The sequence below is a fragment of the Azotobacter chroococcum genome (assembly GCF_002220155.1).
GTDB lineage: Bacteria > Pseudomonadota > Gammaproteobacteria > Pseudomonadales > Pseudomonadaceae > Azotobacter > Azotobacter chroococcum.
In genome coordinates this window covers 3,068,263-3,081,435 of record NZ_CP011835.1, presented here as the reverse complement: position 1 = coordinate 3,081,435, position 13,173 = coordinate 3,068,263, and the positions used below count along the sequence as shown (strand labels likewise).

At 69.4% G+C, this 13,173-nt stretch carries 13 protein-coding genes and 1 pseudogene; 8 read left to right on the top strand and 6 right to left on the bottom strand.

Features of this window, described 5'->3' with window-relative positions; genetic code table 11:
* The first annotated feature begins 29 nt into the window (after nt 1-29).
* Entirely contained in the window at nt 30-1,136 is a 1,107-nt protein-coding gene (locus tag ACG10_RS14230; protein ID WP_089168705.1) for an outer membrane protein transport protein, read from the top strand.
* A gap of 72 nt (nt 1,137-1,208) precedes the next feature.
* On the opposite strand, the gene ACG10_RS14225 is transcribed toward ACG10_RS14230, so the two are convergent.
* The 3 genes and pseudogenes from ACG10_RS14225 to ACG10_RS14215 all read right to left on the bottom strand — a co-directional run bounded on the left by ACG10_RS14225 (nt 1,209) and on the right by ACG10_RS14215 (nt 3,574).
* Nucleotides 1,209-1,400, bottom strand: coding sequence for a DUF6316 family protein (locus tag ACG10_RS14225; RefSeq protein WP_089168704.1), 192 nt, complete (start codon nt 1,398-1,400; stop codon nt 1,209-1,211).
* A gap of 375 nt (nt 1,401-1,775) precedes the next feature.
* A pseudogene (locus ACG10_RS14220) lies at nt 1,776-2,012 on the bottom strand (polyphosphate kinase 2); the annotation flags it as partial.
* 167 nt (nt 2,013-2,179) lie between these two features.
* The gene (locus ACG10_RS14215; protein ID WP_089168703.1) at nt 2,180-3,574 is read right to left on the bottom strand and encodes a class II fumarate hydratase; all 1,395 of its coding nucleotides are present in this window, start codon (nt 3,572-3,574) and stop codon (nt 2,180-2,182) included.
* 144 nt (nt 3,575-3,718) lie between these two features.
* On the opposite strand from ACG10_RS14215, the gene ACG10_RS14210 reads away from it, so the two are divergent.
* The 4 genes from ACG10_RS14210 (at nt 3,719) to ACG10_RS14195 (ending at nt 7,129) form a co-directional block, all read left to right on the top strand.
* Nucleotides 3,719-4,219, top strand: a complete 501-nt coding sequence (locus ACG10_RS14210; RefSeq protein WP_039803007.1) for a DUF2059 domain-containing protein — start codon at nt 3,719-3,721, stop codon at nt 4,217-4,219.
* The gene (locus tag ACG10_RS14205) at nt 4,216-4,524 is read left to right on the top strand and encodes a BolA family protein (protein ID WP_089168702.1); all 309 of its coding nucleotides are present in this window, start codon (nt 4,216-4,218) and stop codon (nt 4,522-4,524) included. Before ACG10_RS14210 ends, ACG10_RS14205 begins: the two co-directional genes overlap by 4 nt.
* A gap of 192 nt (nt 4,525-4,716) precedes the next feature.
* Nucleotides 4,717-5,349, top strand: a complete 633-nt coding sequence (locus ACG10_RS14200) for a DsbA family protein (RefSeq protein ID WP_039803010.1) — start codon at nt 4,717-4,719, stop codon at nt 5,347-5,349.
* Nucleotides 5,342-7,129, top strand: a complete 1,788-nt coding sequence (locus tag ACG10_RS14195; protein WP_039803011.1) for an ABC transporter ATP-binding protein — start codon at nt 5,342-5,344, stop codon at nt 7,127-7,129. The genes ACG10_RS14200 and ACG10_RS14195 overlap by 8 nt, the downstream gene beginning before the upstream one ends.
* 4 nt (nt 7,130-7,133) lie before the next feature.
* Here the strand turns inward: ACG10_RS14195 and ACG10_RS14190 are convergent, their stop codons facing one another.
* Both ACG10_RS14190 and ACG10_RS14185 read right to left on the bottom strand, forming a co-directional pair.
* On the bottom strand, nt 7,134-8,639 hold the full coding sequence (locus ACG10_RS14190; RefSeq protein WP_089168701.1) for an extracellular catalytic domain type 1 short-chain-length polyhydroxyalkanoate depolymerase: 1,506 nt from the start codon (nt 8,637-8,639) through the stop codon (nt 7,134-7,136).
* A 204-nt stretch (nt 8,640-8,843) separates the two neighbouring features.
* The gene (locus tag ACG10_RS14185; RefSeq protein ID WP_089169798.1) at nt 8,844-10,157 is read right to left on the bottom strand and encodes an IS4 family transposase; all 1,314 of its coding nucleotides are present in this window, start codon (nt 10,155-10,157) and stop codon (nt 8,844-8,846) included.
* A 175-nt stretch (nt 10,158-10,332) separates the two neighbouring features.
* Between ACG10_RS14185 and ACG10_RS14180 the strand changes: the two genes are divergently transcribed.
* Both ACG10_RS14180 and ACG10_RS14175 read left to right on the top strand, forming a co-directional pair.
* Nucleotides 10,333-10,959, top strand: coding sequence for a LolA family protein (locus ACG10_RS14180; RefSeq protein WP_232487116.1), 627 nt, complete (start codon nt 10,333-10,335; stop codon nt 10,957-10,959).
* A gap of 7 nt (nt 10,960-10,966) precedes the next feature.
* On the top strand, nt 10,967-11,464 hold the full coding sequence (locus ACG10_RS14175; protein ID WP_089168699.1) for an SRPBCC family protein: 498 nt from the start codon (nt 10,967-10,969) through the stop codon (nt 11,462-11,464).
* 15 nt (nt 11,465-11,479) lie between these two features.
* On the opposite strand, the gene ACG10_RS14170 is transcribed toward ACG10_RS14175, so the two are convergent.
* Nucleotides 11,480-11,839: a BON domain-containing protein gene (locus ACG10_RS14170; RefSeq protein WP_039803015.1), complete on the bottom strand. Its 360-nt coding sequence runs from the start codon at nt 11,837-11,839 to the stop codon at nt 11,480-11,482.
* A gap of 240 nt (nt 11,840-12,079) precedes the next feature.
* On the opposite strand from ACG10_RS14170, the gene hppD reads away from it, so the two are divergent.
* On the top strand, nt 12,080-13,159 hold the full coding sequence (gene hppD, locus ACG10_RS14165; protein ID WP_089168698.1) for a 4-hydroxyphenylpyruvate dioxygenase: 1,080 nt from the start codon (nt 12,080-12,082) through the stop codon (nt 13,157-13,159).
* The last annotated feature ends 14 nt before the right edge of the window (nt 13,160-13,173 follow it).

The following is a 13,173-nucleotide window of genomic DNA, read 5'->3' as shown; positions in this document are numbered from 1 at the left end:
GTCGGATGGACGAGAGAGAGGTGGCTACCATGCCAACCCGTCAGGTTCTGTTCGGGCTCGCCCTGCTCGGTGCCGCTGGCACCGGCTGGGCCGATGATTCCATGTTCCATGTCGCAGCCGGGCGCAGCGCTCCGGCGGGGGGCGGTTCCGGCGCTGTCGTTCCGCCGCCGGGCAATCCGGCCGCGCTCGCCGCCCTGTCCGAGCGCCCCGGCAGTCCCGGCGCCTGGCCGGCGCCGGTCGGCTCCGGGCGGGTGGCCGACCCGGCCCTCGCGGCGGTGGCGAGCGGCGCCAGTCCGGTCGGAACCCAGCTGATCCCGGAGCCGGCGCTGAGCGGCGTGGCCGTGCAGCCGGCCTTCGCCTACCGGATCAGCGATGCCCTGTCCATCGGCGTCGGCCCGCGCTTCGTTCACGGCGCCGTACTCGGCGACACGCCGCCCGGCCAGGACCCGGCCAGTGCGCCGGCGACCTACCGCGACAGCGACACCACTGCCGGCCTCAACCTGGGCCTGCTGTACCGGGTGGGCGACAGCACCTGGCTGGGACTGGCCTATGCCAGCGGTTACGAGCTGGACCTTGACACCCATGGCGGTGTCGGCAGCCCCGTGGCCAATGTCGCCCAAGGGCGCCCGGAAACCAACCGGCTGATCGTCGACACGCGGGCGCCGAGCACCGTCACCGCGAGCATTGCCCACCGGCTCGACAACGACTGGATGCTGTCGGCCAGTCTCGGCTGGATGGGCTGGAGCGGGCTGGAAAGGGCCGACGGCACAGCGCCGGCCATCGGCGCGGCGAGCGAGCAGCGCTATCGCGACACTTGGCGCCTCGCTCTGGGCGCGGAGCAGCAGCTCGACGAACACTGGCGCTGGAGCATGGGCATGACCTACGACTCCTCGCCGCTGGCCGGCCCCCAGCACAATCTGGACGACCCGTTGCCGGAGAACCTGCGGCTGGCCGCCGGGCTGAGCTACCAGATGGACGAAGGGATGGAGCTGCAGTTCGGCTACAGCCTGATCTGGCTCGGCGGTGAATCGCAGGACCGGCAGAACAACCGCACGCGCAACAACAGCTTCCTGTCGGGCGAGCCGCCCAGCAGCACTTTGCACGTCATCGGCGGCGGCATGGTCTGGCGTTTCTGAGGGCTGGCAGCCGGGCGGTGGCCCGGCGCGCCGGAACTGCGTCCGGAACCGTCGGCCTGCCGGGCGCGGCGCTTAGCGGGACTGTCGTGCCTGGCACTGGCGGATATAGTCCTCGACGCCCTTCAGGGCCTCCTCGCGGCTGGCGTAGGGCCCCATCAGCTGGCCCTCGCGGGTGTCGAAGAAGAACTCATGGTTGACGGCGCAGACGCGCTCGGTGCGAAAGCGGGTGGCGAGGGCCGTGTCGGTCGAGCGGTGTGCGAACATGGCGGTGCTCCTGGCTATGGAGGTTGCGGGCATGGGGGCGGATCGGGGGCTCGTGCCCCCTGAGGATGGCTCAATGCTATCAAAGCCGACCAGCGGCCGTCCTGCCGGAAGAAAGGCTAGAGCAGTTTCACCCTATTCAGATTCGCCTTTTGGGGGCAATCAGGATAACGACATGCGTGGATGGCCGCTCCGTAGGTCGGGTTAGCGTAGCGTAACCCGACAGCCTGCCCGGCATTGCCTGTCGCGTCGGGTTACGCCCTACGGGCTAACCCGACCTACAGTTGCAGCAGTGATCCGGTATTTCATGAAAATGCTCTAGGTTTTTCCGGCCAGCCTGTCGGTCTTTCCGGCCCCTTCGCGATCAATACACCGCCGGATGTGGGAGCGCTCCAGCATGACCTCCTTGGCGCGGGTGTAATGCTCCCAGCGGCGGCGCGATTCCATGTCCATCGGACTCAGTTTCCACTGCTTGAGCGGATCGTGGATGCGCATCAGGAAGCGTTTCTACTGCTCGTCGTCGGTGATCGAGAACCAGTACTTGACGAGGATGATGCCGGAGCGGACCAGCATCCGTTCGAACTCGGTGACGCTGCGGAAGAACTCCTCGTATTGGGAAAGGGGATCGGACGAGTGGATGGGGTCATCGGTCATGGGTAATCCTCCCGGTACGGCAGCGGGTCTTGCGCCGGCTTCGGGAGGGCGCGCCACAGCGGTTTGCGCGGCCCTGGCGCCGCCAGCGAGGCCCCGCGCGGGGAGGCGAGAGCGCCAGGGTTCGCGGTTCAGCCGTGTCGGCCGGCCTCCAGCATGTCCTGCGGACGCACCCAGGCGTCGAAGTCCTCGGCGCTGACGTGGCCCAGTGCCAGGGCCGCCTCGCGCAGGGTGCTGCCCTCGGCGTAGGCCTTCTTGGCGATTTCCGCGGCCTTGTCGTAGCCGATGTGCGGGTTCAGCGCGGTCACCAGCATCAGGCTGCGCTCGAGGTGCTCGGTCATTCGCTGCGCGTCCGGCTCCAGCCCCTCGATGCAGTGCAGGCGGAAGTTGTGGCAGCCGTCGGCAAGCAGGCGCACCGACTGCAGCAGGTTGTGGATGATCACCGGCTTGTAGACGTTGAGCTGCAGGTGTCCCTGGCTGGCGGCGAAGGCGATGGTGCTGTCGTTGCCCAGCACCTGGCAGGCGAGCATGGACAGGGCCTCGCACTGGGTCGGGTTGATCTTGCCGGGCATGATCGAGCTGCCCGGCTCGTTGGCCGGCAGGCGCACCTCGGCGAAGCCGGCGCGCGGGCCGGAGCCGAGCAGGCGCAGGTCGTTGGCGAGCTTCATCAGCGCCACCGCCAGGGTCTTCAGCGTGCCGGAGAGGTGCACCAGCGGCTCGTGGCCGGAGAGGGCGGCGAACTTGTTCGGCGCCGAGACGAAGGGCAACCCGGAGAGGGCGGCCAGTTCGGCGGCGATGGCTTCGGCGAAGCCCGGCGGCGCGTTCAGCCCGGTGCCGACCGCAGTGCCGCCCTGGGCCAGCTCGCAGACCGCCGGCAGCGCCGCGCGGATCGCCCGCTCGGCGTAGTCGAGCTGGGCGACGAAGGCCGACAGCTCTTGGCCGAAGGTGATCGGCGTGGCGTCCATCAGGTGGGTGCGGCCGGTCTTCACCAGGTGGTTATGCCGCACCGCCTGCTCGGCGAGGGCGCCGCTCAGCTCGCCGATCGCCGGCAGCAGGTCGTGCTGCACGGCGCGCACCGCGGCGATGTGCATGGCGGTGGGGAAGCAGTCGTTGGAGCTCTGGCCGTGGTTGACGTGGTCGTTGGGGTGCACCGGGCTCTTGCCGCCGCGCTGGCCGCCGGCCAGTTCGTTGGCGCGTCCGGCGATCACCTCGTTGACGTTCATGTTGCTCTGGGTGCCGCTGCCGGTCTGCCAGACCACCAGCGGGAACTGGTCGTCGAGCCGCCCGGCGAGCACCTCGTCGGCGGCCTGCTCGATCAGCCGGGCGATCTCCGGCGGCAGTTCGCCGATGCGGTCGTTGACCCGCGCGGCGGCCTTCTTGATCAGCGCCAGGGCGTGCAGCACGGCCAGCGGCATGTACTCGCGGCCGATGGCGAAATTGATCAGCGAGCGCTGCGTCTGGGCACCCCAGTAGGCCTCGTCGGGAACCTCGATCGGCCCCAGGCTGTCGGTTTCGGTGCGGCTCATTGTGGCGAATCTCCACGAAAGTTGGGGACTAGCGAAGTGTAGACGCCGCCTCCGCCGGCCTGCCTTGAGGCCCCCACCGGCTTGGGCGCAGAATGATTCAACCGGGGGCTGTTCCCCTTTTGCCTTGCCTAGAAGGATGTCCGAATGTCCCGTTTTCGAGTGCTCTGTGCCGCCAGCCTGCTGCTCTGCGTCAGCGGCCAGACACTGGCCGATGCCACCAGCCATGCCGCCGTCGCCGAGAAGTTCCTCCAGGTGGTGCGGGCCGACAAGCTGACCGTGCCGGTCTACGCCCAGGTGCAGCAGATGTTCGCCCAGCGCTTCGCCGAGTCCAAGGCGCCGCAGAGCAAGCAGCCGCTGCTCGAGCGCTACCAGGCCCGCGCCAATACCGCGCTGGACCGGGCGGTCGGCTGGGACAAGCTCAAGCCCGATATGGTCAGGCTCTACACCGCCACCTTCAGCGAAACCGAGATGAAGGAGCTGGTCGCGTTCTACCAGTCGTCGCTGGGCCAGAAGGTCCTGCAGAGCATGCCGGCGCTCACTGCGCAATCGGCACAGATGACCCAGGCCGCGCTGGAGAAGGCGGTGCCGGAAGTGAACCGCCTGCTGGATGACATGCAGAAAGAGCTGGGAGAGGCCAAGAAATGACCGCCAGGATCGAACGCATCAAGACCGCCCTGGCGGCCCTCGAACCCCGGTACCTGGAGGTGCTCGACGAAAGCCACATGCACAGCCGCGGCCTGGAAACCCACTACAAGGCGGTGATCGTCAGCCCGCAGTTCGCCGGTCTGGGCGTGGTCAAGCGCCACCAGAAGGTCTACGCCACCCTCGGCGAGCTGATGGGCCAGATGCATGCCCTGGCCCTGCACACCTACACCCCCGAGGAATGGGCGGAGCGCGGCATCGCGCCGGAATCGCCGCTCTGCGCCGGCGGCAGCAAGCACGATCACTGAGGGCGTCGGAGGCGGCAGTTTGCCGCAGTCCGCCTGCCCGCTCCCGCTGCGGTAAACTCCACCCTGCGCCGGCCCCGCCGGCGCAGCCATTTTCAGGGCATCGACAGCTTTTTTGCCGGCCAGGGGCCACACCCCTCGGCCCGGCTGACTACGATCAGAAAACGCACCTCCCACACGCGCTACGGAGTTCGTATGAGTCAGCGCCTGCTCTATGTAATGGATCCGATGTGCTCCTGGTGCTGGGGCTTCGCCCCGGTGGTCGAGGAGCTGGCCAGTCAGGCAGCGCGGGCAGGCGTGCGCCTGGACTGGGTGGTCGGCGGCCTGCGCCAGGAGCGCTCGCCGCTCGGCGAGCCGGCTCGCGCGCGCATCCTCGCCCACTGGCAGGCGGTGAGCGACGAGACCGGCCAGCCCTTCAATTTCGCCGCGGGCCTGCCGGAAGGTTTGGTCTACGACACCGAGCCGGCCTGCCGGGCGCTGGTGGTGGCGCGCCACCTTGCGCCGCGGCGGGCGGCGCGCCTCGCGCGGCTGATCCAGCGGGCCTTCTATCTCGAAGGCCGCGACGTCACCCAGGCGCGGGTCCTGCTGGAGCTGGCCGAAGCCGCCGGATTCGCCCGCTGCTGCTTCGCCGAGGCCTTCGACAGCGCCGAGCAGCGGGCCGCCACCCGCGCCGATTTCGCCTGGGTCGAGCGGCTCGGCATCGCCGGCTTCCCGACCCTGCTGGCCGAGCGCAACGGCATGCTCGCCCTGCTGACCAACGGCCATCAGCCGCTCGAGCGCCTGGCGCCACTGCTGGAGCGCTGGCTGGGGCGTGTCGCCCATGCCTGAACCCAGCGATCGCCTGAGCTGGGCGGAGATCCGCCGGCTCGCCCTGCATCACCGCAAGGCCCTGCTGCTGGCCAACGGCATCGCCGTGCTGGCGGCCCTGGCCAGCGTGCCGATTCCGCTGCTGCTGCCGCTGCTGGTCGACGAGGTGCTGCTCGAGCAGGGCGATGCGGCGCTGCGCTTGATGGATCACCTGCTGCCCGCCGCCTGGCAGAACGCGGTCGGCTACATCGGCCTGATGCTGCTGGTGAGCCTGCTGCTGCGCGGCGTTGCGCTGCTGTTCAACGTGGTGCAGGCGAAGCTGTTCGCCGGGCTGTCGAAGGACGTCGTCTACCGCCTGCGCATGCGCCTGATCGAGCGCCTCAAGCGCATCTCCCTCGGCGAATACGAAAGCCTCGGCAGCGGCACCGTGACCGCCCACCTGGTCACCGACCTGGATACCCTGGACAGCTTCATCGGCGACACCCTGAGCCGCTTCCTGGTCGCGGTGCTGACCCTGGCCGGCACCTCGGCGATCCTGCTCTGGATGCACTGGCAGCTGGCCCTGCTGATCCTGCTGTTCAACCCCCTGGTGATCTACGCCACGGTGCTGCTTGGCAAGCGCGTCAAGCACCTGAAGAAACTGGAGAACGACAGCACCGCGCGTTTCACCCAGGCGCTCGCTGAAACCCTCGAGGCGATCCAGGAGGTGCGTGCCGGCAACCGCCAGGGCTTCTTCCTCGGCCGCCTCGGCCAGCGCGCCCGGGAAGTGTGCGAGCGCGCCGTCGCCTCGCAGTGGAAGACCGACGCCTCGAGCCGCGCCAGCGGCCTGCTGTTCCAGTTCGGCATCGACGTGTTCCGCGCCGCGGCGATGCTCACCGTGCTGTTCTCCGACCTGTCGATCGGCCAGATGCTCGCGGTGTTCAGCTACCTGTGGTTCATGATCGCCCCGGTGGAACAGCTGCTCGGCCTGCAGTACGCCTTCTACGCCGCCGGCGGCGCCCTGGCGCGGATCAACGAGCTGCTCGCCCGCGCCGACGAGCCGCAGTACCCCGGCGGCGTCGATCCGTTCCGCGGGCGCACCACGGTCGGCATCGAGGTGCGCGACCTGCATTTCGCCTACCGCGACGAACCGGTGCTGGACGGCCTCGACCTGTCCATCGCGCCCGGCGAGAAGGTCGCCGTGGTCGGCGCCTCGGGCGGCGGCAAGAGCACCTTGGTGCAGCTGTTGCTCGGCCTCTACAGCCCGCAGTCGGGGAGCATCCGCTTCGGCGGCTCGACCCTCCAGGAGATCGGCCTGGAGCGGGTGCGCGAGCACGTCGCGGTGGTCCTGCAGCAGCCGGCGCTGTTCAACGACACGGTGCGCGCCAATCTCACCCTGGGCCGCGAGCGCAGCGACGAGGCCTGCTGGCAGGCGCTGGAGATCGCCCAGCTGGCGGCGACCGTGCGCGCCCTGCCGCAGGGCCTGGACAGCGTGGTCGGCCGCTCCGGCGTGCGCCTCTCCGGCGGCCAGCGGCAGCGTCTGGCGATCGCCCGCATGGTGCTCGCCGACCCGCAGGTGGTGATCCTCGACGAGGCCACCTCGGCCCTCGACGCGGCCACCGAATACGCCCTGCACCAGGCTCTGGGGCGTTTTCTCCAGGGCCGCACCACGCTGATCATCGCCCACCGGCTGTCCGCGGTGAAGCAGGCCGACCGGGTGCTGGTGTTCGACGGCGGGCGCATCGCCGAGCAGGGCGACCATCACCAGCTGATCGCCGAGGGCGGCCTGTACGCCAAGCTTTACGGGCATCTGCAGCACTGAGCCGCTACCAGCTGCAGGCTTCCGGCGGACGAACGAACCACTCCCCCGGCGCGCCCTCGTGGAGCGTCACCGCAGTCAATCCCTGGAGGACGAAGCCGAGGTCCGCGCGGTCGCCGCTGGCCAGGGCGCGGCTGAAAAACCAGCCGCCGGCCTCCGCCCGCCCGCCGAAGACATGCGCGATGGGCGAGGCGCTGACGATCGCGCAGGTCGCCGCGGGGACGCCCGGGTCTTCCACCAGCACCGTGCGGATCGCCTCGCTGCGCTTGCCGCGCCGGTTGGTCGTGCCGTAGGTGCAGTGGTAACGGCCGACGCGGCGGCTGTCGACGCTGCAGTCGACGCCGACCGCCAGCTCGCCGTCCCGGGCGTCGCTGGCGCGGGCGCCGGGATCGACGAAAGGCTCGCCGAGCGGCAGGCGCAGCGGGTTCGGTCCCTCGATGGTCACGCGCGGCCGGTCGTCCGCCGGCTCGCCGGCGCGCGGATGGCGGGCGAAGAAGTTCCAGAGGATGTCCGGATGGCTGGGGCCCTGGCGCAGCGCGTAGGGGCCGTCGCGACCGTGTTCGCCGCCGATCCAGTAGTGGCCGCGGTCCTCGTCATCCGCCGCCGGGGTCTCCAGCGGCCCGCGGTAGAACAGCGTCTCGACCAGCGAGCGGCTGGCGTTGTTGCCGTCGGCAGTGAACACCTCGCGGCGGCAGCCGTAGTCGTCGCCGCCGAACACCGGGAAGCAGCGTCCCTGCGCCGCCAGGGCGGTGGCCGGGGTGTCGAACGGCGGCGTGCCGAACACCTTGAGATGGGCGTCGCGCAGGCGGCGTCCGGCGCTCTGCACCACGGTGCAGTCGTTGTCGTTCTGCACGACCAGCAGCGGGATCGGGTAGGGGGCATCGAGTTCGGCGCGCATGTCGGCGGCCACCTGTTCGACGCTGTGGAAGCTGGCGCTGCTCAGCGGACAGCTGGCGAAGGACACCGCCTGCGCGTCCTCGCCGTAGGGCAGGCCGGCCACGCTGGCCGCCGCGGCCCAGTACTCGTTGTGGGTGGTCGCCGCCACCACGCTCATCGCTGCGCCCGAGGACAGTCCGGCGATGTAGCGGCGCGCCGGGTCGACCGCGTGGCGGGTGCCCACCGCCTGGGCGATGCGCAGCAAGTCCTCCGCCTCGCCGCGGCCCTGGTGGCGCTGTCCGTCGATCCAGAAGCCCCAGCAGTTGGCGTTGCGCGGCTCGTCGTAGTCGGTGACGAAGGGCGCCACGAGGATGAAGCCATGGCGGTCGGCGGCGGCGGTCAGGCCCCAGTCGCGCAGCACCTCGTCGTGGGTCATCCGGCAGCCGTGCAGCGCCATCACCAGCGGCGCCGGCTCGGAGCGCACGTCCGGCAGGTAGACCTGGTACTGGCGCTCGCGCGAGCCTGGATAGTCGGCGGCGGGCAGGGTATGGGACTCGAGGCTGCCGGCCCAGGCGGCCAGGGCCGGCAGCAGGAGCAGGGGGAGGGCAAGCAGGCGGGGGGTCCATGTCCAGGGCATCACGGCGTTTCCTTGTCGAGACTGGTCCGGCATCGCTTCGCTGCAGGGTAGATCGCCGCGGCGGCGCTGGCCAGTCGGCTCCCATGGCACGCAGGACGGCGCGCCACTCGCCCGGTCGTCGCCCAGGGGAGGCCGCTGGAGGTTTCTGGCCGATACTTCGTGCACTGCCTGCGCTGAAGGTGACGGCCTTGAATGCCAGCCCTTTCAAGGTCTCTTACCTTTCGAGGCCTCGATTACACGGGCCGTAGAGACATGAGCGCGGGCTGCGGCGCTATCGACCCACTCCCGGGTCTTCTTCACCTTGGGGCCACGCTTGCTGGTGGCCACCTGGCCGGGCTTGATGTGCCGTGCCAACTCCAGCAGGCGCTGCGCCAGTGTGCTGGCCGAACCGTCGGCCCACGTGGGCCAGTGCTCCACCGGCAGTGCGACGAGCATCCCCTCGTAACGGCTTCTGACCTGGACTGCCAGGTGGTAGGGGGACGCCTCCCAGCCCTCGGGAAACTGTTCGCGATGGGCCTGTTCGACACTGCGCTTGAGCACGGCCAGGAGGTTGCAGGCCAGCACCGCCACGGCAAACCCCAGCAACGCTGCCCGGGGATGGCCCAGGCTGCGGATCTCGCTCTGCAAGACCGACTCCAGGCGCTGGAACATCCCCTCGATACGCCAGCGCCGACGGTACAGGTCGGCAATCTGCCGGGCGTCGATCGTCGCGGGCAGGTTGCTCCACAGCCAAAGGACGGACTCGCCCGACTCCGTCGGCCGATCCAGGCGCAACTCGATGCGCCGCCAGGGCCCCTGGCCCTCGTCCAGCCGGATGTCCTGCTCAAGCACCTGCCCGGTTTCCACCCTGCCTCGGTCGTGCCAGGGTCCCTCGTGAACGATGCGCGGATGCCTGGCATCCTGGCGCACGATGAAATCGGCCCGGCCCTGCTGGAGCGACTGGAGAATCGTGCGGGTGCAGAAATGCCGGTCGGCCATCCACAGCTGTCCCGGCCGGGCACTGCCCAGTAGCGGCAGGACGCCGGTGCGTTCGCTTTCATAGGCGTCCTCGCAGACCGCCAGATCGGTCACCAGGTCTAGGTCGGGGTCGTAGACCACCAGCGAATGCCCCGGCAGAGCGGCGGCGCGCTGGTTGCGCAGCGGCGCCAGGCGTTTCTCCGAGGCCGGCAGATGATTGCCGTCGATGATGCGCACCTGCCAGCCGGGCAGGCAGGGCGCTGTGCCCAGGGCCGAGACGACCGGCTCCAGGCGCTGGGCGCTGCCCTGGACCAGGGCCCGCAGCAAGGGCGGCTCGGTACGCCTGACCTTGTCGTACAGCGCCGCCAGCGATACGGGCAGGTGGTCCATCTGGCGCGCGGCGGCATGCAGCGAAGGGCGCAATCCCAGGGAAACCAGCGACATCAGCTCGACCACCGTGGAAAACAGCAGCTCGCGTGGATACTGGCGTTGCCGGTGAGTCTCGAACACTTCGTCGATCCAGGCGGCCGGCATCGCCCGTTCCAGCGCCAGACGTGCCATGACGCTGGCCGGTGCCTGCCTCTCGAAGCGCGCCAGAACTGCATCCCACATCGTCTTACCCTCCCGCTTGATCCTCGGGAGAGTTTACGCAAACATCTTGAAAGGGCTGGCCTTGAATGCCTGTGACCCCTGCTGCACGACCCGTGCACGGACGCATCGGCCCGGAGGATAGCCCGTGGCTTGGCTCATGCTGCTGCTCGCCCTGCTCGGCAAGCCCCTGGACGATCCGCTGGTCGAGGCGCAGGAGCGCTTCCGGGCACTGACCAGCTACCGGGTCACGGTGCGCCTGAATACCCTCGGCAGCGAGCCGCACGTGCTGCGCTACTTCTACCGCAAGCCGGGCTGGATACGCATCGAGTTCATCCGGCCGCACCCGGGGCTAATACTGATCTACAACCCCGACACCCGCCGGGTGCGGGTCTGGCCGTTCGGCCTGGATCACCTGGCGAAGCTCAACCTGGCCCCCGAAAATCCGCTGATCCGCGGTCCGCACGGCATCCGGGTCGACCAGTCGCACGTCGGCGTCATGCTGGAGGGGCTCCGCGAGCGGCAGGCGCGCGGCACGCTGGCCGCGCTCGGCAGCGGGGTGGTCGCCGCGCGGCCGGTCGCCGGCTTCGAAATCCGCAACGGGGAAGAGGGAAACCCGGTCGACACGCGCTATTACCGGGTATGGCTGGCGCAGGACAGCCTGTTCCCGCTGCGGCTCGAGCGCTTCGGGAGCGGCGGGCGCTTGCTCGAGAGCGTCGACATGAGCGACGTGGAAATCGACGTGCCCTTTCCCGAGCGGTTTTTCACCCCCTGAGCCGGTCATGGGCGCGGCCAACCGCTATCACCTGACAACCCTCTGGCTGGTCGATGCGCCGCGTGCCGCGGTATGGGAGGCGATCGTCCAGGTCGAGGACTGGCCCGGCTGGTGGCGGGGCGTCGAGCGGGTCGTCACCCTCGAGACGGGCCGCGCAGGCAGCGGTCTGGGCACCCGCCAGCGCTTCACCTGGAAGGGTGCCCTGCCGTACCGGCTGTCTTTCAGCTCCTGCGTGACCCGCCTCGAGCCGTTGTGCCTGCTCGAGGGGCGGGTCGAGGGCGAACTCGAAGGCAGTGGCCGCTGGCGCTTCGGCGGCGATGGCGGACGGACCTGGGTGCGCTTCGACTGGCGGGTGCGCACCACCCCGGCCTGGATGAACCGGCTCGCCCCGCTGGCGCGGCCGTTGTTCCGCTGGAACCACCGGGTGCTGATGCACGCCGGTGGCATCGGCCTGGCCCGGCGGCTCGGCACGCGCCTGGCCTTTCAGGCGACCTGGTCGACCTGAGCCGTGCGGCGCCGCCTAGTGCCGGTCTTCCATCCGCTGCTGCTGCTTGTCGTAGGCCTGGTAGTCGGCGGTTTCCTCGGCGCTGGACGCCTCGAACGGGCGGTCGGTGGCCGACAGACTGACCGCCAGCTCGCTGGCGTCCACCCGGACGACGCCATGCACCGCACGGGCCAATTGCAGGGCTTCGTTGCGTTGCCGGTGGCTGTTGACCATGCCGCTGAGGAACACCTCGCCGCCGTGGGTCTTAACGTGGATGTCCTGGCCGCGCGTGTCCCTGGCCAGCGCCAGGGAGGATTTCACGTTGGCGGTGATCCAGGTGTCGTGAATGGCGGCGCCGAGGCCATGGGGCGTATGGCTGGACGATGGGGTTTTCATGATGGCGAACCTCTCGAATGGAACAGGCATGGGCCCGGCCGCTCGGCGGGCCTTGCATCGATTGTCTCCAGCCGGGAAACCATCGGTGACCACCTGCAAGTATAGATGCGCCGCTGTCGGCAGCCGCCGCGCGGGCGACCGGGCGTCGCCTGGTGCCGGGCGCAACTGCCGCTTGCCCGGCGCCCGGTCTTGGCCTGTGCTTGAGGGTATCAGTGCACGCTGCGACCGCGAGGAAGCACCATGAATGCCATACCGGAAAGCACTCCCTTCAATCCCATCGGCACCGACGGCTTCGAGTTCGTCGAGTTTACCGCGCCGAACGCCGAGGGCATCGCCCGCCTGCGCGGGCTGTTCGGCGCCATGGGCTTCACCGAAACCGCCCGGCACCGCTCCAAGGAAGTCTTCCTGTTCCAGCAGAACGGCATCAACTTCGTCCTCAACGGCAGTCCCGGCGGACCGGTGCGGGCCTTCGCCGAGGCGCACGGGCCGAGCGCCTGCGCCATGGCCTTCCGGGTGCGGAACGCCGCTCAGGCCGCCGCCTACGTGCAGCGCCAGGGGGCGAAGCTCTTGGGCAGCCACGCCAACTTCGGCGAACTGAACATCCCCTGCATCGAGGGCATCGGCGGCTCGCTGCTCTACCTGGTGGACCGCTACGGCGAGCGCAGCATCTACGACGTCGACTTCGATTTCATCGAAGGCCGCACGGCGCAGGACCACGAAGTCGGCCTGACCGCCATCGACCATCTGACCCACAACGTCGAGCGCGGGCAGATGGACGTCTGGGCCGGCTTCTACGCGCGCATCGCCGGCTTTCGCGAGATCCGCTACTTCGACATCGAGGGCCGGCACACCGGCCTCTTGTCCCGCGCCATGACTGCGCCCTGCGGGAAGATCCGCATCCCGATCAACGAGTCGGCTGACGAGCAGTCGCAGATCGCCGAGTTCATCCGCGACTACCACGGCGAAGGCATCCAGCACATCGCCCTGGCCACCGACGACATCTACGCCACGGTCCGTGCGCTGCGCGCCAACGGGGTGGACTTCATGCACACCCCGGACACCTACTACGAGAAGGTCGACGCGCGCGTGCCGGGCCACGGCGAGCCGCTCGCGGCGCTGCGCGAGCAGAACATCCTGATCGACGGTGCGGCGGGGGCGGAGGGCATCCTGCTGCAGATCTTCACCCGCACCCTGATCGGCCCGATCTTCTTCGAGATCATTCAGCGCAAGGGCAACCAGGGCTTCGGCGAGGGCAACTTCCGCGCCCTGTTCGAATCCATCGAGGAGGACCAGATCAGGCGCGGGGTGCTGAAGGGGTAGGAGCGTAGGGCGGG

What these genes read in the sequence shown, in the direction of transcription:
- ACG10_RS14170 (WP_039803015.1), bottom strand. Translation starts at nt 11,839, where the DNA reads ATGAAAACCCCATCGTCCAGCCATACGCCCCATGGCCTCGGCGCCGCC.
- ACG10_RS14185 (WP_089169798.1), bottom strand. Translation starts at nt 10,157, where the DNA reads ATGGCACGTCTGGCGCTGGAACGGGCGATGCCGGCCGCCTGGATCGAC.
- ACG10_RS14195 (WP_039803011.1), top strand. Translation starts at nt 5,342, where the DNA reads ATGCCTGAACCCAGCGATCGCCTGAGCTGGGCGGAGATCCGCCGGCTC.
- ACG10_RS14190 (WP_089168701.1), bottom strand. Translation starts at nt 8,639, where the DNA reads ATGCCCTGGACATGGACCCCCCGCCTGCTTGCCCTCCCCCTGCTCCTG.
- ACG10_RS14210 (WP_039803007.1), top strand. Translation starts at nt 3,719, where the DNA reads ATGTCCCGTTTTCGAGTGCTCTGTGCCGCCAGCCTGCTGCTCTGCGTC.
- ACG10_RS14225 (WP_089168704.1), bottom strand. Translation starts at nt 1,400, where the DNA reads ATGTTCGCACACCGCTCGACCGACACGGCCCTCGCCACCCGCTTTCGC.
- ACG10_RS14230 (WP_089168705.1), top strand. Translation starts at nt 30, where the DNA reads ATGCCAACCCGTCAGGTTCTGTTCGGGCTCGCCCTGCTCGGTGCCGCT.
- ACG10_RS14205 (WP_089168702.1), top strand. Translation starts at nt 4,216, where the DNA reads ATGACCGCCAGGATCGAACGCATCAAGACCGCCCTGGCGGCCCTCGAA.
- ACG10_RS14215 (WP_089168703.1), bottom strand. Translation starts at nt 3,574, where the DNA reads ATGAGCCGCACCGAAACCGACAGCCTGGGGCCGATCGAGGTTCCCGAC.
- hppD (WP_089168698.1), top strand. Translation starts at nt 12,080, where the DNA reads ATGAATGCCATACCGGAAAGCACTCCCTTCAATCCCATCGGCACCGAC.
- ACG10_RS14175 (WP_089168699.1), top strand. Translation starts at nt 10,967, where the DNA reads ATGGGCGCGGCCAACCGCTATCACCTGACAACCCTCTGGCTGGTCGAT.
- ACG10_RS14200 (WP_039803010.1), top strand. Translation starts at nt 4,717, where the DNA reads ATGAGTCAGCGCCTGCTCTATGTAATGGATCCGATGTGCTCCTGGTGC.